We start from the raw sequence: 16,968 nt of genomic DNA, 5'->3' as shown, positions 1-16,968 counted from the left end.
GGTCTGGTTATTTTCAATAAAACTGGCTATTTTCTCCAGGCCAATGATGCCCCAAAGTGGCGTTGCTCGCCGGGCTGTTCCGGCGCTCGTCACGAAAAGGCTTGTCCCATGTATCTGCCACCGCAATTTGCCGAACCCCGCATCGAAGAACTTCACCGCATCGTCCGCGAGAACGCCCTGGGCATGGTGGTGACCCTCACGGCCACAGGCCTGGAAGCCCATCACCTGCCGCTGCTGCTGGAGGCGGATCAGGGCCCCCACGGGGCACTTGTGGGCCACGTGGCGCGGGCGAATCCGTTGTGGCAGGAGATCCGGGAGGGCGACCCGGTGCTGGTGGTGTTTCGCGGCGCGCAGGGCTATATCTCGCCCAATTGGTACCCGGGCAAGCAGGAAACCCATCGGCGCGTGCCCACCTGGAACTACGAAGTGGTCCACGCGCACGGCACCGTGCATGTGCACGACGACGAACGCTTTGTGCGGGGCCTGCTGGCCAGACTGACCCGTGCGCACGAAGCCGATCAGCCGACCCCCTGGAAGATGGGGGATGCGCCGGCCGACTACCTGGCCGAGCAGTTGCGCCACATCGTGGGGCTTGAAATCCGCATCAGCCGCCTGGAGGGCAAGCGCAAGCTCAACCAGCACCATACGGCGCAGGATCGGGAAGGCGCCATTCGCGGCCTGCAGGCCCAAGGCAACACCGCCCTGGCTCAGGCCATGGCTCAGACCATGGCGCCGGCAACGCCAGCCTGATGGCCTCTGGCGCGGCAGGTCGCGATGCGGTGGATCGGGTTTGCCACAGCAGTTCATCTGACCCGGCGCGCGCAGCAGCAGCGCCTGCGGCAGAGGGCCAGCGGCTGGGCCACAGGGGCCCACCCCAGCTTACTTGCCGAACAACTTGGCCAGGTGCTGCCACGCGCGCAGCATCAGGCCGGCACGCTCCACCTCGGCCTGGGCCACCAGCGGGGCCTCGCCCACCGGCTTGCCGTTCGAGGTGGCGACCACCTTGCCGATGACGGCGCCCTTGGCCACCGGGGCCTCCAGGTCGGGCTTGATTTCCACCGCCGTCTGCACCTGCTGGCCACGCGGCACGGTCAAGGTCCAGGGCGCGGCCAGGCCTGCCGCCACCGTGTCGGCCTTGCCAAAGGCAACCTTGGCTGTGCCGACCACCGCGTCGGGCTGGATCGGGGTGGCCTTTTCGAAGGTGCTGAAGCCCCAGCCCAGCATGGCGCGGGTCTGGTCGGCACGCGCCTGGGGGCTGCTGGTGTTGAGGATGACCGTGATCAGGCGCATGCCGTTGCGCTTGGACGAGGTGACCAGGCAATAGCCGGCTTCTTCGGTGTGGCCCGTCTTCAGGCCGTCCACGGTGGGGTCGGTGTACAGCAGGGCATTGCGGTTGCCTTGCTTGATGCCGTGGTACTTGAACTCGCGCTCGGCGTAGATCGGGTAGTAGTCGGCGCTGTCGCGGATGATGGCGCGCGCCAGGATGGCCAGGTCTCGCGCGGACGACTTGTGGTCCGGGTCGGGCAGGCCCGTGGGGTTCATGAAATGGGTGTGCGTCATGCCCAGGCGCTGGGCTTCGGCGTTCATCAGCTTGGCAAAGCCCTCTTCGGAGCCGGCCATGTGCTCGGCAATCGCCTTGGAGGCGTCGTTGCCCGACTGGATGATGATGCCGCGCAGGATGTCGATCACCGTGGCCTGGCTGTTCAGCGGCAGGTACATGCACGACTCGGTGCTGGAGCCCCGGCACCAGGCGTTCTGGCTGACCGAGACCAGATCGGTCTGCTTGAGCTTGCCGGAGCGCAGCGCCTGCTCGACCAGGTAGCTGGTCATCATCTTGGTGAGCGATGCGGGCGGCAGGGGCTCATCGGCATTGGCCGAGGCCAGCACCTCGCCGGAGTCAAAGTCCATCAGCAACCAGGCCTTGGCGGGCAGGGCCGGCGGGCTGCCCGCCAGGGTGGTCTGGGCGGCCAGGGGCGGCAAAGCGTTCGCAGCGGCAGCAGCAGCCACCGCCTTCTTGGGCGACGCGGCTTTGCTGGCATGGTGTCCCGCCGCAAAAGACGCCGTGCTGGGCACCAGTGCGCCCGCAGCGATGGCGAAGATGACAGGGAGGAGGGAGAAGGTCTTGGTTTGCATGGCGTTTTCAATCGGTTCGCCGATTGTCGCGAATCGGCAGAGGTGATTGTCCCCCCATCGACCTTGTCGATCGGGCTGGAAGGGGCCCAGACGGGCAGAAAAGTCTCAGCCCAAGCCCGATTCACGGCGGCTGCAGGCCCTGCGCCGAGGCAGATCGGGCCCCCAAGGCCTGCCCCATGGGGGCTTGACGCCAAGGCCGATGAATCGCCCCGCCACGGGAAGGGGCAACGCAGGATTTACACACTGAAACATCTGAGCCAAACCGCCCCGCATCGTGAGATGGCTGGGGGCACCCGGCCACGCCAGAGGACGGATGGCGGGTGCCCATGGCATCGGGCACACTTTTCATCCTCATCAGCCCCTGCCACCTTTCCTCCGCCTTTCCCCACCCTATGAACGCACTCCGATCCTGCTTTGAACAACTGGGGACCCACTGTCGGGTCGAAGCCCGACATACCTTGCTGCGGACGGGCGAGGTCGCGCAGCGCCTGTTCTGGATCGAGCAGGGTTGCGCCCGGCTGTGCGTGATCGACGCCGAGGGGCGTGAGACCAGCACACAATTCTTCTTCGAAGGTGACCTGGTGGGTTCATTGGAAAGCCTGCTCACCGGACGCCCCAGCGTGCAGCAACTGGTCACCATCGAACCCTGCCAGATGCGGGTGATGGATGCCGGCGCGCTTTTGCGCCGTGCCGAGACCCATGAGGCATTGCAAGCCGACCTGCAGGCACTGACCCAGCGGCGGCTGGTGCATTACGTCAACCTCTACACCAGTGCCATTGCCGACACCCCCACGCAGCGCTACCTGAACCTGATGGTGGCCCACCCACGGCAGTTGGAGCGGATTCCCCTGAACATCCTGGCGGCCTACCTGGGCGTGAGTGCCGTGCACCTGAGCCGGATCCGCCGCAAGCTGAAAAATGCAGCGCCAGCGCCCGGCCTCTGAACCTATGTAAATGACGCCAACCCAGCCGCACCGGATCATGGCCCCATTGCAAACCCGATGGAGCGAAATTCATGCATACCCTGGTCCTGTTGGCCCACCCCTACGCCAAAAGCTATTGCCATGCCCTGTACGAGCGCGTGGTCCAGACCCTGGAGGCCTCAGGCCACACGGTGGACCGGCTGCACCTCGATGCAGATGGCTTTGACCCCGTCATGCGCGGCCCAGACCTGGCCGTCTACGCCAAGGGCCAAAGCGCCGACCCGGCCGTGGCCGCCTACCAGGCCCGCATCGATGCCGCGCAGCAACTGGTGCTCATCTTCCCGATCTGGTGGGAACTGATGCCGGCGCTGCTCAAGGGCTTCCTCGACAAGGTCCTGACCAAGGGTTGGGCCTATGAGCCCAGCCGATGGGGGGTCAAGGGCCATCTGGACCACATTCAGCGTGCGGTGGTCGTGACCACCATGAACACCCCGAAATGGGCCTACCGCTGGTTGTACGGGAATGCCGTGCACCGCTCTCTGGTGCGCGGTACCCTGCGCAAATGTGGCGTGCGCCAGGTCCAATGGGTCGCGCTGTCGCCGGTCAGCCATGCCTCACAGAAGAAGCGCCAGGCCTGGTTGGATCAGGTGGCAGGGTTGTTCACGCGCTAGCAGCCGTGTTGCACGCAAGCACCGCTCAGCCCTGCGAGTCAGGCCTTGGTCAGCTTCAGCCGATTAGTGTGACGACACTATCTGGCCCAGATGAACCCCATGCGACTGCCCGCAGAACCCTATTTCAGCGACTCCGAGATCGAGCTAGAAACCCGGCCCTGGGTCGCGCGGCCTGAAGACCTGCCTCGGGCGGGCGTGGCCCTGGGTCGCCGCTTGATCAGAGTGATGGGCACCGCCTTGGCCTTGGGCATCACGCTGGCCGTGCTGGCCTACTGGTTGGACCAAGGAGCTTGAAGCCCCAGGCGTTGACACGCCCGCCCCAGCGGGCCGCCGGCCTGGATCCAGCTGCCTGCGCCGCCGCATCAGACTTTCTCCGCGCCTCGGCCCCTCCCACAGACACCTCTGGCACCATGGCGAACCTTTGATTGCCCCGCTGCCATGACTGCCTCCCCCAAACTGCTGACGCACACCGAGCAAGGCGTGCTGAGCCTGACGCTGAACCGCCCGGACAAGCTCAACGCCATCGACAACGAACTGGCCGAGGCCTTGCTGCAGGCACTGGAGGCAGCGCGTGACGACCCGGCGGTGCGGGCCATTCGCCTGCGCGGCGAGGGCCGTGCCTTCTGCGCCGGCCGCGACGTGTCGGCAGCCCCCACTGAACAAGACCTGGTGCTGGTGCAATCGGTGTCGCAGGCCTTGGTGGGCCACCCCCGGCCGGTGCTGGCCGAGGTGCATGGGTGGACGGTGGGGGCCGGCTTCGAGTGGATGCTCAATGCCGATGTCGTGGTGGCCGCCGAGGGCACACGCTTCAAGCTGCCAGAGGCCTCGCTGGGCGTGTTCGTGACAGGCGGCCTGAGCGCCACCCTGCCGGCCATGGCCGGGCTGGCACGGGCCAAGGCCCTGACCCTACTGGGAGATGAATTCAGCGCCAGCGAGGCCCGCGACTGGGGCCTGATCTGGCGCGTGGTGCCCGCCACAGCGCTGCAAGCCAGCGGCATGCAGACGGCCCAGCGCCTGGCCGCGCTGCAGCCCGAGGTGGCCACCCAGTTCAAGCGGGTGCTCAACCAGATCGGCCTGGCCGGCTTTGATCAGGCCGTGGCCGAAGAGAACCGCGCCCAGCGCCTGCTGCAAGCAGGCTGACCGCCAGGGACGAAGCTCGAGCGTGGCGGCACCGGTGAAGACCCAGGCACTTTAACTCCAGATCTTTGACTCAGGCGCTCTGAATGGCCACGGTGATGGTGGCCGCTGCGATGCGCAGCGCCGCGATCAGCTCTGGCTGGCGTCTCTGCAGGCGGTGCGTCGGGCCGCTGATGCTCAGCGCTGCCAGCACCTGCTGATGACGATCCAGAATGGGGAACGCAAAGGCCGAAACCCCGTGGGTCATTTCTCCGCAGGACGAGCTCACTCCTTCCTGCCGAATGCGCTTGAGCTCCAGGGCCAGTCGACTGGGCTGGTGGATGGTGCTGTCGGTGTAACGCGGCAAATCACCGGCCAGCAAGGTCTGACGCACCTCATCGGGCGCATACGCCAACAGCAATTTGCAGGAGGCGCCCGCGTGCAGCCTGCGCCGGCTGCCAGCCCGGCTGACGATGCGTTCATGGTGCACGCATTGCCAACGGTCCACGCAGACCGACTCCAAACCGTCGCGCACACGGATCTGCACGTTCTCATTGCAGACAGCCGCCAGGTCCAACAGGTAGGGGCGGGCCAGTCGCACCAGATCCACCTGTTCCTGTGCGGCAACGCCGAGGTGAAGCGCCTGGACACCGAGGCCGTAGGTGGCCGTTCGCCCACGCCGCTGAACCAGCCTTCGCTGCTCCAGGGTGTAGAGCAGCCGGAAGGTTCGCGCCTTGGTATTGCCAGAGCGCATGGCCAATTCGCTCACCCCCAAGCCGGGGGATTGAGCGACCAGAACCAGCAGGGCCAAGGCCTGGTCAACAGCAGCAACGGTGTAGTCGGTCATGATTGAAGCTTATTATATTTATCACTAACATCAAATCACCCAATGAAACAAGGCCTCATTTTTTGGAAAAACTGATGTTATATGTATTGAGAATCAATATCAACCTCTCTAGCATCCGGCTTTATCGAAATCATCGATTTGCCGAATGCCTGCCCAACCCCCCCCCTACCCTCTGACAGAGGCCCGTGCGCCCAGCCGCCTGGATCAGGGCCGCCCGGTGGCGCAAGAACACCCGGCCTACCAGATCCTGCCGGCCAGTGCACCGACCGGCCTTGCGCTGGTCGTCGATGTTCCGCACAGCCATGGCCACTGGAGCCATGAAGGGCTCAACCCGGCTGCGGCACAGGCGCTCAACGCCCTCAGCGATGCCTATGTGGACCAGTTCTGGTTCAACGCCTGCCAGGCGCGCGTGCCACTGCTGCTGGCCAGGTTCCATCGCGCCCTGATCGATGTCAACCGTGCGCCCACCGACATCGACCCCCAGCTGCTGTGCTCGCCGTGGCCCGGCGCCCTGCGTCCATCGTTTCATTCGGACCGGGGCGTCGGCCTGATCCGGCGCTGGGCGCTGCCGGGCGTTCCCGTCCATGACCGCCTGTTGACGGTGGCCGAGGTCCAGGCGCGCATCAACGACTTCTACGAGCCCTATCACCAGGCGCTGGACGCGCTGATCCAACAGGTGCAGAGCCGACACGGCCATTGCCTGCACATCAACGCTCAGGGCATGAAGCCCGTGGGCGATGCCTTGAACCACGATCCCGGCCTGCCCCGCCCCGACTTTGTGGTGAGCAACCTCAACGGCCTGGCCTGCGCGCCGGCCCTGACCTGCTGGGTGGTCGATCTGCTGCGCAGCCAAGGGTTCGAGGTGTGGGTCAACAGCCATTACATGGGCGCGGAACTGATTCGCCGCCACGCCCACCCCCTGCTGGGTCGCCATGGCCTGCAGATCGAGATCAACCAGGCCCTGTACCTGGACGAGCCCACCGGGCAACCTGGCCCCTGCTTCAACCACGTCGCCCTCGTCTTGCAATGCATGATCGATGGGCTGGCCGCCGATCCCCAACGCCTGGCCACCCTTTGTCTGCCCGAGGGTTCGTCGGGCACCGCAGAGAGCGCGCTGTGAACCCAATCCCAAGCCCCCCTGTACCGGGCACGCCAACAGCGCAGCTCCGGCCACACGCGCCTGGCCTCGCCCCGGCAAACCCCGCGGGCCCGGCCATGAGTCTGCTGGTGCAGGCCGAGGCCTTGCTGAAGGCCGACCAGGCACGCACCGAGGCCAGTGCAGAGGCCTTGCAAGCCTTGCAATCGGCATTGATCCAATTCGAGCAGGCCTTGACAGAGATGAGCCCCCCACCTCGGCGCGGCGCCCCGTGGAAGCTCCACACCACGCCGAGGTCCGCTGAGCGAGACCTGATGACCCTGGACAGCCTGCTGCAGGCCTGCAACACCCTGGACCAGCGTCTGAAAGAGCTGATCCTGGGCAGCCCGCAGACCGTCGGCCCCCGCGTGCTTGGATCGGACAGCGGGGTGGTGGCCTTGCGCAGCCGGATCAGAAGCACCTTGCTGCTGAATGTGGACGGCCACAGCCTGATCCACTATGGCTTGCAGTTGGGCGATCAAGGCATCTACGAATTCAACACCGAAGACTGCCGGGCCACGGTGGCCCGGTCCCCCACCGGCCTGGCCAACGTGCTGGGCAGCACCGGACAAGCGCACCCCTGCGGGGTGCTGGGAGCCTTCGTCGGCATGGTCAGAGGCTGGACCGATCGCCACACGGGCCTGATCCGCCAACGCCTGCACACCCTGGAGGCACGCCAGCGCAACACGGCGCAGCGCCGGGCCTGGCTGTGCGCCCGCTGTGAACAGGCGCTGGCGCCGCGACTGGCCCAGTTGGGCCTGCTGCAAAGACTGGGCGCCGAGCTCCAGGCCACCCACCAAGGCCTGCAAGACCTGGAGCGACACGACCCCGGCAGGCAAATGCCGCCGTGATGCCCCCGTGATGCATCCCTTGATGCCCCACCCGAACCCCGGCACGCCATCCCATTTTTCATTCTCACGCCCATGCCCCTGCAACACGAACTGCTCCCGCTGACCAGCCGCCTTCGCCAGGCCACAGAACGCCTGGATTGGGGCGCACTGGCCATGACCAACCAGCATCTGGCCAGGCTGCTGCTGAAGACCCGCGGGCTGCCGAGCACCGACCGGCCCGCTTGGCGCAAGCTGTGCGAGGCCCACGCCCAGGCGTGCCAGGCCAGCCAGCAGGCCGAACGCAGCTTGCAAGCCGAAGTCCGGACCTTGCAGGACATTCTCACGCCAGAGCCGGCCAGACCCCCTGTTGAAACCACGCTCGGTCTTCATGAGCCGCTCATGGCCGCAATTGACCCGACCTTGAACCCGCATTGAAAGCCCGCCCCAGTCCCCTCGACGACCGGGGCCCAACCCCGAGCCTCACCCACAGATCCATGTCTCACGCCCCCCAACCCGCCCCCGGCACCCTCTTCAGCCAACCCGTGCCCGCCCAGTACCGCAGCGCATTCCTGTCCCAGCTGTTCGGTTTTCCCGATGCGACCCATTTCGAGAGCCTGGTCTCCAACTGGGGCCAGACCTTCATCGTCGAAGGCAACGTGGATGGCTGGGAGTTCATGCGGCTCAGCAACCAGGGCTTGTACCTGTATCCCGGGCGCGACCCGGCCCGCCTGGTGCGCCTGAAGATCGATGGCAGCGGATTTGACGAGCGCATACCCAGCCATGCCGCGGGCATCGTGGTCACCTGCGTGGCGCTGTCCTACCTGCACCAGATGGGTTCGGATCAGGCCCACCGCCATACTCAAAGGCTCAGTGACTACTTTGTGCGCCTGCCCTGCGCCGGCCAGATCTCGCGCGCTCTACAAGGCTTGTTCTGAGCCCGCACATGGGCCATCAGGTTTCGATGCTGGTGTCGGCAGCCGCCGCCGTGTCGACTTCACCCGCCAGGGCCAGCGACATGCGCCGCGCAGCGCTGCACAGCAGCTCCACCAGTGGCGCCTGGCCCGCCTGCAGGCGCTGTGCAGGCCCCGTGATGCTGAGGGCGGCCAGCACCTGGCCGCTCTTGCCTCGCACGGGGGCCGCAAAGGCCCCGAAGCCGGGCGTTATTTCACCTATCGAAACACTGTAACCCTCGGCATGGATGCGGCTGATTTCCTGGGTCAAGCGGCTGCGGTGAGTCAGGGTCTGCGGCGTGTAGCGCGGCAACTCGCTGGAGAACAGGGCCTGCCGCACCTCCTCCGGCGCATAGGCCAGCAGCAGCTTGCACGAGGCCCCGGCGTGCAGGCGGCGCCGGCTGCCGGCCTGGCTGCGGATAGGCTGGTCGCGCGCGCTTTGCCAGCGATCGACGCACACCGAATCCAGCCCGTCGCGCACGCGCAATTGCACGTTCTCGCCGCACTCTCCCCCCAGCGCCAGCAGGTGCGGCCGGGTCAGGCCCACCAGGTCGATCTGCTCCTGGGCGGCCACCCCCAGGTACAGCGCCTGCACATCCAGGTGGTAGGTGGGGCTTTTGCCCAGGCGGGTGACCAGGCGCCGCTGCTCCAGCGTGAACAGCAGACGGAAGGTGCGGGCCTTGGTGTTGCCCGAGCGCTGGGCCAGTTCGCTCACGCCCAAACCAGGGTTCTGTGCCACCAGCAGCATCAAGGCCACGGCTTCGTCAACAGCAGATACGGTGTAGTCGGTGGTCATGGGAACAGGTGCAAATGCATAAATCTTGTTTCACTGATTGAAAAACTTCGGCTCAATCCAATACCAAGGGTCTTCAGCTCTTTATGTATCGTGAGTCAAATCATAGGATATCCATCGCCGGCAAGTTATTTCAACCATCGAAACGAAAGAATCCCATGAAGAACAGCCCCACAAGCCTGCTGACCCTGGCCGGCGCCGCCGCATGGCTGGTCCTTGCCCTGCCGGCCTGCGCCGCCGACGACACCGAAGAGCCCGAAAGCCCCCGCACCGGCAGCACCAGCAGCAGCCTGAGCCTGTACGGCCGCATGGACCTGAGCGTGGAGACCGTGCACGCCGGCGCGAAGTCGAATGTGGGCTACGGCACTGCCGGCGCCAGCCGCACCCAGATGGCCGACAACACCTCGCGCCTGGGCTTTCGGGGGGTCGAAGACCTGGGCGCAGGGCAGCAAGCGGTGTTCGGCATCGAGTTCGGCATCAACGCGCCCAACGGCAGCCTGGTGTCGCCACCGATGCGAAATGCCTATGTCGGCCTGCGTGGCTCCTGGGGCACCTTGAACATGGGGCGCCTGGACTCCGACACGCCCACGGGTTCACCGCTGTACTCACAGGCCGCCCGCAATCTGCGCTGGATCGTGCATGACGCCGGGGTGGTCGCCATCGGCACCCGGGTGCTGAACGGCAACAACCGGGTGTCCAACGCCATCAGCTACAAGACGCCCGACCTCAGTGGGTTCAATGCCGTGGCGCGGGTCAACCTGGCCGGGCCCGACGCCACCAACCCCACGACCAATCCGGCGCTGAAATCGCCCGATGATTTCAAGCAATACCAGGTGGCGCTGAACTACAGGAATGGCCCTTGGGGCCTGGGCACGGGCTATGGCTGGGACGAGAAAAAGGGCGGCTTCCTGGCCAACGATTTCAAGAACAAGACCCAGGCCGTGGCCAGCTACGAGGCCACTGGCTTCAAGACCTACGCCCTGCTGAGCCAGGAACGGTTCAATGCTGCAGCGGGTGCCCGATCGGCCGTCAAGGTGTGGCTGATCGGCGCCACCGTGCCCTGGGGTATGCACCGCGTCACGGCCAACCTGATGCAGCGCGACGTGCAGACCGACCCGGCCGGCAAGCTGAAGAAGTTCCAGGCCGACTACAGCCACAGCCTGAGTGCGCGCAGCACCCTGTATGTGTTTGTCGACCGCGACGTGAGCAACAGCCACCTGCCCAACAGCCAGGCCACCGGTGTCGGCGTGGGCATGCTGCATCGTTTTTGAAGCAGGAGCCCTGTGTGACCCCCCTGCCCCTGAAGTCCGGCCCCTCGCCGGCCTACGATCTGCTGCCGGCCCGATCCGACGTTGCACTGTTGCCGCTGGTGATCGACTCACCCCACAGCTGGCCCCACTGGCCTGAGGAGGTGCCCACCCTGGCCCCCTGGGCCGCCATCCAGAGCTCCTGGGACGCCCATGTGGACGCGCTCTGGGCCCAGGCTGCAGGCGGGCGCGCGCCCGTGCTGTCGGCCCGGTTCCACCGCTCGCTGATCGATGTGAACCGCGCCCGTGACGACATCGACCCCACGATGCTCGACGCCCCCTGGCCCGGCCCGCTGGCGCCCAGCGACAAATCCGAGCGCGGCTTCGGCCTGATCCGGCGCCTGGCCTTGCCGGGCGTGCCGATGTACCAACAGGCCCTGTCCGTGAGCGAGGTCGAACAGCGGCTCGCCGTCTACTACGACCCCTACCACGCTGCCCTGTCCACACTGATCGAGAACTGCCACCAGCAATTCGGTCACTGCCTGCATCTGGACTGCCATTCGATGAAGTCGGTGGGCAATGCCATGAACCTGGACCAGGGCCTGGCCCGCCCGGATGTGGTGGTGAGCGATCTCTACGGGCAAAGCGCCGCCCCCGAGGTGACCCAGCTCGTTGCAGATCTGCTGCGTGCACAAGGCTTGTGTGTGGCCATCAACACCCCCTACCAGGGGGCCGAGTTGATCCGCCGCCACGGCCAACCCACCCACCACTGCCACAGCCTGCAGATCGAACTGAACCGGGCGCTCTACATGGACGAGGCCCTGTTCACACTCACGCCTGGCCATGGTTTGCTGGTGCAGGCCCTGCGCCGCATGCTGGACGCCTTGGCCGGCGAGATCCACACCCTGCTGCGGGCCCCGACCCAGCCCTCGCCCGCCCCCTCGGAAACACCATGAAAACGACCTTCCTGCCCCTCTTGAACCGCCTGCAGGCCCTGGCCTGTGGCCTGGCCCTGGTCTTGACCGCCACCAGTGCGCTGGCCGCCTACCCCGACCGGCCGGTGCACATCGTGCTGCCTTTTCCGGCCGGGGCTGCCGCCGACACCGCGATGCGCGTGATCGCCACGCGCCTGGCCGAGCAACTGAAGCAGCCCGTCATCATCGACAACAAGCCCGGCGCACCGGGCTTCCAGTCGGTGGCGTCGGCTCCGGCCGATGGCTACACCCTGATCCTGGGGGCGGGCTCGCACATCGTGACCGAGCCCATGATCAAGACCCGCCTGGCCTACCAGCCCGAACGCGACCTGACCCCTGTGGGCATGGTGCTGACCAACACCCCGGTGTTCACGGCCACGCCTTCATTGGGCGTGAAATCCCTGCCCGATCTGCTGAGCCTGTTGAAGCGCAAGCCCGACGAGCTGAACTACAGCTCGGGCGGCGTGGGCAGCCCCAACCACCTGGCCATGGAGGCCTTCCAGCAGGCCACCGGCACCCGGCTGGTCAACATTCCCTACAAGGGCGGTGCGCCCTCGGTGAACGACCTGGTGGCCGGCCATGTGCAGGTGGGCATCAACGCCATCCCCAGCGTGATCCAGTACATCCAGGTCGGCAAGCTGCAGCCCCTGGCCGTGGCAGCCCCCCGCCGCCACGCCAGCCTGCCCCAGGTGCCCACTTTCAGCGAACTGGGGGTCAGCGGGCTCGACTACGAGATCTGGTATGGGCTCTTCGCGCCGGCCAAAACGCCCAAGGCCCTGGTCCAGCAGATCAACCAGGCCCTGCAGGCCTGCCTGGGCGACCCGGGCGTGGTGCGCCAGTTGAAGGCCCAGGGGGCCGAACCCAGCCCGGGCAGCGCCGAGGCCCTGGCCGCCTACATCCGGCGCGACACCGAGAAATGGCGCCAGGTGATCCGCAACAGCGGCATCCGCCCGGAATAGCAGCACCCCCACCCACCCGGGCGCTGCTGCGCAGCCTGCCCCAGTTTGCAAAAAATCAGGGCACGGTCTCGGCAGGTGAATCCACTTGCCGAAAGGGCACCCGAACTGCTCCTAGAATCCGCGCCCATGACGCATGAAGCACAAGCCGATTGGCAACGCCGCTCCCTGGCTGCCGTATGGCACCCCTGCACCCAGATGGCTCGGGCAGAACAAGTTCCGCCCCTGCCCATGGTCCGTGGCCAGGGCCCCTGGCTGCACGACAGCGCGGGTCGGCGCTACTTCGATGCCAACAGCGCCTGGTGGGTGAATCTGTTCGGCCACTCCGATGCCGGGCTGAACACCGCCATCAAGGCTCAGCTCGACACCCTGCCCCATGTGATGCTGGCGGGCTGCACGCATGAACCTGCGGTGCGCCTGGGCGAGCGCCTGGGCCAGCGCACCGGTGGTGCCCTGGGCCATGTCTTCTTTGCCTCCGACGGTGCCAGCGCCGTCGAGATTGCGCTCAAGCAGAGCTTTCACAGCAGGCGCAATCTGGGGCAGGCCGAGCGGCGCGAGTTTGTGTGCCTGCGCAAGGGCTACCACGGCGAAACCCTGGGCGCCCTGGCCGTGACCGACGTGGCGGTGTTCCGCGATGCCTACGACCCCTTGCTGATGCGGGCCCACATCGTCGAATCACCCGACAGCCGCCTGGGCAACGAAGCCGCCGCCCTGCAGGCCCTGAGCGATCTCCTGCAGGAGCGCGGCCCGCAGATCGCAGCGGTGATCGTCGAGCCCCTGGTGCAATGCGCGGCCGGCATGGTGATGCACTCGCCCGACTACCTGCGCGCCGTGCGGACCCTGACACGTGAGGCCGGTGTGCATCTGATTGCCGACGAGATCGCCGTGGGTTGCGGCCGCACCGGTACCTTTTTTGCCTGGGAGCAGGTCGACACCGCGCACTGGCCCGACTTCATCACCCTGTCCAAGGGCATCACGGGGGGCACCCTGCCGCTGTCGCTGGTGTTGACGACCGATGCGGTGTACCAGGCCTTCTGGAGCCAGGACGTGGCACGGGGCTTTCTGCACTCGCACTCCTACAGCGGCAACGCCCTGGCCTGCGCGGCCGCCAATGCGGTGCTGGACCGCTTCGATGCAGGCCAGATCGAAACCAACCGGGTTCAGGCCGCCGCCCTGGCCCAAGCCTTTGCTCCGCTGGCCGATCACCCCCGGGTGCGCCACCTGCGCCAGCGCGGCATGATCCTGGCGTTCGACGTGAGCGATGCGGGCGAGCGCTTCAGTGAGCGCTTTCACCTGGCGGCCCGCCAGCGCGAACTGCTGATACGCCCCATCGGGGCCACCGTGTACCTGATGCCGCCCTACCTGATCGACGACGAGGCGGCCCGATTCCTGGCCAGCGCCGTCACCCACACCCTGGACGAGGTGCTGCACCATGCTGCTTGAACACTTGCAAACCCAGCTCGACGCGATTGCCGCGCGTGGCCAGACCCGCGTGCAGCGGGTGGCCCACACGCCCACGGCACCCCGCCAGACACTGAGCGGCCCGGACGGCCAAGCCCGCGAGCAACTGATGTTCTGCTCCAATGACTACCTGGGCCTGGCCAGCCACCCCAGCATCGCCACCGCACTGGCCGAGGGCGCACAGCGCTGGGCCGGTGGAGCCGGTGCTTCGCACCTGGTCAGCGGCCACACCGAGGCCCATGAGGCCCTGGAGCACACGCTGGCCAGGTGGTTCGAGCCCCATGTGCCCGAGGCGCGCTGCCTGGGCTTCAGCACCGGCTACATGGCCAACCTGGCTGTCACCGCCACCCTGGGCGACGCCGAGGCCGAGATGTTCTCGGACGCCCTCAACCACGCCTCGCTGATCGATGGCATGCGCCTGGCCAAGGCCCCGGTGCAGCGCTATGCCCACGCCGACATGGCAGCGCTGCGCGCCCAGTTGATGGCCAGCCGGGCCAAGGTGAAGTTGATCGTCAGCGACACCGTGTTCAGCATGGATGGCGACATCGCCCCCGTGCCGGCGCTGCTGGCGCTGGCCGAAGAGTTCGATGCCTGGCTGATCCTGGACGACGCGCACGGCTTTGGCGTGCTGGGCCAACGGGGCCGGGGCACGCTGGAGCACTTCGGGCTGCGCAACCAGCGCATCATCCTGCTCGGCACCCTGGGCAAGGCCGCGGGGCTGAGCGGGGCCTTTGTGGTGGCCCACGAGCGCATCATTGCCTACCTGTTGCAGGCCGCCCGCCCCTACATCTTCACCACCGCCTCGCTGCCTGCGGTGAACCACGCACTGCTGACCAGCCTGGCCTTGATCGAGGGCGAACTGGGCCAGCATCGCCGGGCCCGCCTGCAGGCCTTGCAGCAGCAATTCAGCGCCGGCGTGACCGAGCTGCTGCAGGCTTTCCCCCACCTGCCCTGGCGCCTGATGCCGTCGCCCACCCCGATCCAGCCCCTGGTGGTGGGCCGCAACGACACCGTCATGGCCCTGGCCGCCGCATTGGACCAGGCCGGCCTGCGCGTGCCCGGCATCCGTCCCCCCACGGTGGCGCCGGGCGAGGCCCGCCTTCGCATCACGCTGTGCGCCACCCACTCGGCCGCCGATGTGGCCCGATTGCTGCAGGCGCTGCACACGCTGGCCAACCAGCTGGAGACCCCATGAAGGCCTTCTTCGTCACTGGCACCGACACCGAGATCGGCAAGACGGCCGTCACCGCCGGGCTGACCCGCCTGGGCGTGCAGATGGGCCTGCGCAGCGTGGCCGTGAAGCCCGTGGCCGCAGGCCAGGCGCTGGTGGACGGGCAATGGATCAATGACGACGTGCAGCGTCTGCTGGCCGCCACCAACCTGCCCCTGAGCGCACAGCAGGTCGGCCCCTTGCAGTTGCGCGAGGCCTGCGCCCCCCACATTGCGGCCCAACTGGAAGGGGTGCGTGTCGATCGGGCCGCCTTGCTGCGCGCAGTGCAGCAGACTCTGGGCTTGGCCGAACTGGGCTTTGTCGAAGGTGTCGGTGGTTTTCGGGTGCCGCTCACAGCCGACTGGGACACTGCCGACCTGGCCTGCGACCTGGGCCTTCCTGTGGTGCTGGTGGTGGGCCTGCGCCTGGGCTGCATCAACCACGCCTTGCTGAGCGCAGAGGCCATCCAGGCCCGCGGATTGACCCTGGCCGGTTGGGTGGCAAACACCGTGGATCCCAACCTGTCACACGCCGATCCCAACCTGCAGACATTGAAGGCAGAATTGCAGGCTCCCTGCTGGGGCCATGTGCCGCGACTGGCAAACCCTTCCCCGGCAGCCGTGGCCGCCCACTTGAACATGAACGCATTGCGTCAGGCATTGGAAAACCCATGAACCCGAACCAGATCCAAACCCGCACCCCCACCACCGACGCCGACCGCCTCAACGCCCAGCCCTGGAGCGTGGCCCAGGTGCTGGCCCTGCTGGAGCTGCCCTTCAACGACCTGATGTACCGCGCCCAGCAGGTGCACCGCGAACATTTCGACCCCAATGCCATCCAGCTGTCCACCCTGCTGTCGATCAAGACCGGGGGCTGCGAGGAGGACTGCAAGTACTGCCCTCAATCGGCCCATTTCGACACCGGCCTGAAGGCCGACAAGCTGCTGCCCCTGGCCGAGGTGCTGGAGGCGGCCCGCGCCGCCAAGGCCAACGGGGCCACGCGCTTTTGCATGGGTGCGGCCTGGCGCGCGCCCAAGCCGCGCCATGTCGAGGCCATCGGCGAGATGATCAGCGAGGTCAAGGCCCTGGGCCTGGAGACCTGCCTGACCGCCGGCATGCTGGCCGACGGCCAGGCCGAGCAGCTGCGTGAGGCCGGGCTGGACTACTACAACCACAACCTGGACACCTCGCCCGAGTTCTATGGCCAGATCATCACCACCCGCACCTACCAGGATCGGCTCGACACCCTGGAGCGGGTGCGCGATGTGGGCCTGAAGGTCTGCTCGGGCGGCATCGTGGGCATGGGCGAGTCGCGCCGCGAGCGCGCTGGCCTGATTGTGCAACTGGCCAATCTGCAGCCCTACCCCGAATCGGTGCCCATCAACAACCTGGTGCAGGTCGAGGGCACGCCCCTGGCCGGCACGCAGACGCTGGACCCGCTGGAGTTCGTGCGCATGATCGCGGTGGCGCGCATCTGCATGCCGCGTGCCATGGTGCGCCTGTCGGCCGGGCGCGAAGAGATGCCCGAAGCCCTGCAGACGCTGTGCTTTCTGGCCGGCGCCAATAGCATGTTCTATGGCGACAAGCTGCTCACCACGAGCAATCCGCAGGCCGAGAAAGACCGGCAGTTGCTGCAACGCCTGGGCATGCATTGCGCCAGCGAAGAACAGACCAAGGTCAAGCTGGACGCCACCGTCAACTGAGGGGCTCAGGTCTGGTACGC

19 protein-coding genes are annotated in these 16,968 nt (G+C 66.8%); 16 read left to right on the top strand and 3 right to left on the bottom strand.

The features are described 5' to 3' along the window. Positions 1-108: 108 nt before the first annotated feature. On the top strand, positions 109-750 hold the full coding sequence (locus L880_RS0101540) for an FMN-binding negative transcriptional regulator (RefSeq protein WP_027474160.1): 642 nt from the start codon (positions 109-111) through the stop codon (positions 748-750). 129 nt (positions 751-879) lie between these two features. Here L880_RS0101540 and L880_RS31255 read toward each other — a convergent pair whose 3' ends face one another. After that, positions 880-2,133: a D-alanyl-D-alanine carboxypeptidase family protein gene (locus L880_RS31255; protein ID WP_157462531.1), complete on the bottom strand. Its 1,254-nt coding sequence runs from the start codon at positions 2,131-2,133 to the stop codon at positions 880-882. 392 nt (positions 2,134-2,525) lie between these two features. Here L880_RS31255 and L880_RS0101530 point away from each other — a divergent pair, with 392 nt between their 5' ends. The 4 genes from L880_RS0101530 (at position 2,526) to L880_RS0101515 (ending at position 4,867) form a co-directional block, all read left to right on the top strand. Further along, positions 2,526-3,077 (top strand): Crp/Fnr family transcriptional regulator, encoded by a 552-nt coding sequence (locus L880_RS0101530; RefSeq protein ID WP_043328067.1) that lies wholly within the window; start codon positions 2,526-2,528, stop codon positions 3,075-3,077. A gap of 71 nt (positions 3,078-3,148) precedes the next feature. Continuing rightward, positions 3,149-3,727, top strand: coding sequence for an NAD(P)H-dependent oxidoreductase (locus tag L880_RS0101525; protein ID WP_027474158.1), 579 nt, complete (start codon positions 3,149-3,151; stop codon positions 3,725-3,727). A gap of 99 nt (positions 3,728-3,826) precedes the next feature. Beyond that, a complete protein-coding gene (locus L880_RS0101520) occupies positions 3,827-4,021 on the top strand; it encodes a hypothetical protein (protein ID WP_157462530.1) in 195 nt (64 codons plus the stop codon). Positions 4,022-4,165: 144 nt separating this feature from the next. After that, entirely contained in the window at positions 4,166-4,867 is a 702-nt protein-coding gene (locus tag L880_RS0101515) for an enoyl-CoA hydratase/isomerase family protein (protein ID WP_027474156.1), read from the top strand. 70 nt (positions 4,868-4,937) lie between these two features. Here the strand turns inward: L880_RS0101515 and L880_RS0101510 are convergent, their stop codons facing one another. Further along, positions 4,938-5,690 (bottom strand): IclR family transcriptional regulator, encoded by a 753-nt coding sequence (locus L880_RS0101510; protein ID WP_027474155.1) that lies wholly within the window; start codon positions 5,688-5,690, stop codon positions 4,938-4,940. 145 nt (positions 5,691-5,835) lie between these two features. On the opposite strand from L880_RS0101510, the gene L880_RS31250 reads away from it, so the two are divergent. From L880_RS31250 to L880_RS34110, 4 genes are all read left to right on the top strand, one after another. After that, entirely contained in the window at positions 5,836-6,810 is a 975-nt protein-coding gene (locus L880_RS31250) for an N-formylglutamate amidohydrolase (RefSeq protein ID WP_051442948.1), read from the top strand. A gap of 95 nt (positions 6,811-6,905) precedes the next feature. Continuing rightward, positions 6,906-7,676, top strand: coding sequence for a flagellar filament capping protein FliD (locus L880_RS0101500; protein ID WP_027474154.1), 771 nt, complete (start codon positions 6,906-6,908; stop codon positions 7,674-7,676). 153 nt (positions 7,677-7,829) lie between these two features. Next, positions 7,830-8,090, top strand: a complete 261-nt coding sequence (locus tag L880_RS0101495; protein ID WP_157462529.1) for a hypothetical protein — start codon at positions 7,830-7,832, stop codon at positions 8,088-8,090. A gap of 59 nt (positions 8,091-8,149) precedes the next feature. Continuing rightward, positions 8,150-8,590: an antirestriction protein gene (locus tag L880_RS34110; protein WP_051442947.1), complete on the top strand. Its 441-nt coding sequence runs from the start codon at positions 8,150-8,152 to the stop codon at positions 8,588-8,590. 16 nt (positions 8,591-8,606) lie between these two features. Here L880_RS34110 and L880_RS31240 read toward each other — a convergent pair whose 3' ends face one another. Then, complete coding sequence (locus L880_RS31240) at positions 8,607-9,401, bottom strand: IclR family transcriptional regulator (RefSeq protein ID WP_051442946.1); 795 nt, start codon at positions 9,399-9,401, stop codon at positions 8,607-8,609. A 155-nt stretch (positions 9,402-9,556) separates the two neighbouring features. On the opposite strand from L880_RS31240, the gene L880_RS0101480 reads away from it, so the two are divergent. From L880_RS0101480 to bioB, 7 genes are all read left to right on the top strand, one after another. Next, positions 9,557-10,669 (top strand): porin, encoded by a 1,113-nt coding sequence (locus L880_RS0101480; protein ID WP_051442945.1) that lies wholly within the window; start codon positions 9,557-9,559, stop codon positions 10,667-10,669. Positions 10,670-10,683: 14 nt separating this feature from the next. After that, complete coding sequence (locus L880_RS31235) at positions 10,684-11,601, top strand: N-formylglutamate amidohydrolase (protein WP_245614863.1); 918 nt, start codon at positions 10,684-10,686, stop codon at positions 11,599-11,601. Continuing rightward, on the top strand, positions 11,598-12,578 hold the full coding sequence (locus L880_RS0101470) for a Bug family tripartite tricarboxylate transporter substrate binding protein (protein WP_043328066.1): 981 nt from the start codon (positions 11,598-11,600) through the stop codon (positions 12,576-12,578). The genes L880_RS31235 and L880_RS0101470 overlap by 4 nt, the downstream gene beginning before the upstream one ends. A 126-nt stretch (positions 12,579-12,704) precedes the next feature. Beyond that, entirely contained in the window at positions 12,705-14,018 is a 1,314-nt protein-coding gene (gene bioA / locus L880_RS0101465) for an adenosylmethionine--8-amino-7-oxononanoate transaminase (RefSeq protein ID WP_027474150.1), read from the top strand. Continuing rightward, the gene (locus L880_RS0101460) at positions 14,008-15,231 is read left to right on the top strand and encodes an aminotransferase class I/II-fold pyridoxal phosphate-dependent enzyme (protein WP_027474149.1); all 1,224 of its coding nucleotides are present in this window, start codon (positions 14,008-14,010) and stop codon (positions 15,229-15,231) included. The genes bioA and L880_RS0101460 overlap by 11 nt, the downstream gene beginning before the upstream one ends. After that, positions 15,228-15,920 carry a dethiobiotin synthase gene (bioD, locus tag L880_RS0101455; RefSeq protein WP_027474148.1) on the top strand — a complete coding sequence of 231 codons (693 nt, stop codon included), beginning with the start codon at positions 15,228-15,230 and terminating at the stop codon, positions 15,918-15,920. Before L880_RS0101460 ends, bioD begins: the two co-directional genes overlap by 4 nt. Next, entirely contained in the window at positions 15,917-16,948 is a 1,032-nt protein-coding gene (bioB, locus tag L880_RS31230) for a biotin synthase BioB (protein ID WP_051442944.1), read from the top strand. Before bioD ends, bioB begins: the two co-directional genes overlap by 4 nt. The last annotated feature ends 20 nt before the right edge of the window (positions 16,949-16,968 follow it).

This window comes from Curvibacter gracilis ATCC BAA-807 (assembly GCF_000518645.1).
In the GTDB taxonomy this organism is placed as follows: Bacteria; Pseudomonadota; Gammaproteobacteria; order Burkholderiales; family Burkholderiaceae_C; genus Curvibacter; species Curvibacter gracilis.
The sequence above is the reverse complement of the archived record's forward strand: the minus strand, read 5'-3'. Positions and strand labels throughout refer to the sequence as shown.

Bases quoted from the DNA above. Each gene is read 5' to 3' on its own strand.
- L880_RS0101540 (WP_027474160.1), top strand. From the start codon at position 109: ATGTATCTGCCACCGCAATTTGCCGAACCCCGCATCGAAGAACTTCAC.
- L880_RS31255 (WP_157462531.1), bottom strand. From the start codon at position 2,133: ATGCAAACCAAGACCTTCTCCCTCCTCCCTGTCATCTTCGCCATCGCT.
- L880_RS0101530 (WP_043328067.1), top strand. From the start codon at position 2,526: ATGAACGCACTCCGATCCTGCTTTGAACAACTGGGGACCCACTGTCGG.
- L880_RS0101525 (WP_027474158.1), top strand. From the start codon at position 3,149: ATGCATACCCTGGTCCTGTTGGCCCACCCCTACGCCAAAAGCTATTGC.
- L880_RS0101520 (WP_157462530.1), top strand. From the start codon at position 3,827: ATGCGACTGCCCGCAGAACCCTATTTCAGCGACTCCGAGATCGAGCTA.
- L880_RS0101515 (WP_027474156.1), top strand. From the start codon at position 4,166: ATGACTGCCTCCCCCAAACTGCTGACGCACACCGAGCAAGGCGTGCTG.
- L880_RS0101510 (WP_027474155.1), bottom strand. From the start codon at position 5,690: ATGACCGACTACACCGTTGCTGCTGTTGACCAGGCCTTGGCCCTGCTG.
- L880_RS31250 (WP_051442948.1), top strand. From the start codon at position 5,836: ATGCCTGCCCAACCCCCCCCCTACCCTCTGACAGAGGCCCGTGCGCCC.
- L880_RS0101500 (WP_027474154.1), top strand. From the start codon at position 6,906: ATGAGTCTGCTGGTGCAGGCCGAGGCCTTGCTGAAGGCCGACCAGGCA.
- L880_RS0101495 (WP_157462529.1), top strand. From the start codon at position 7,830: ATGACCAACCAGCATCTGGCCAGGCTGCTGCTGAAGACCCGCGGGCTG.
- L880_RS34110 (WP_051442947.1), top strand. From the start codon at position 8,150: ATGTCTCACGCCCCCCAACCCGCCCCCGGCACCCTCTTCAGCCAACCC.
- L880_RS31240 (WP_051442946.1), bottom strand. From the start codon at position 9,401: ATGACCACCGACTACACCGTATCTGCTGTTGACGAAGCCGTGGCCTTG.
- L880_RS0101480 (WP_051442945.1), top strand. From the start codon at position 9,557: ATGAAGAACAGCCCCACAAGCCTGCTGACCCTGGCCGGCGCCGCCGCA.
- L880_RS0101470 (WP_043328066.1), top strand. From the start codon at position 11,598: ATGAAAACGACCTTCCTGCCCCTCTTGAACCGCCTGCAGGCCCTGGCC.
- bioA (WP_027474150.1), top strand. From the start codon at position 12,705: ATGACGCATGAAGCACAAGCCGATTGGCAACGCCGCTCCCTGGCTGCC.
- L880_RS0101460 (WP_027474149.1), top strand. From the start codon at position 14,008: ATGCTGCTTGAACACTTGCAAACCCAGCTCGACGCGATTGCCGCGCGT.
- bioD (WP_027474148.1), top strand. From the start codon at position 15,228: ATGAAGGCCTTCTTCGTCACTGGCACCGACACCGAGATCGGCAAGACG.
- bioB (WP_051442944.1), top strand. From the start codon at position 15,917: ATGAACCCGAACCAGATCCAAACCCGCACCCCCACCACCGACGCCGAC.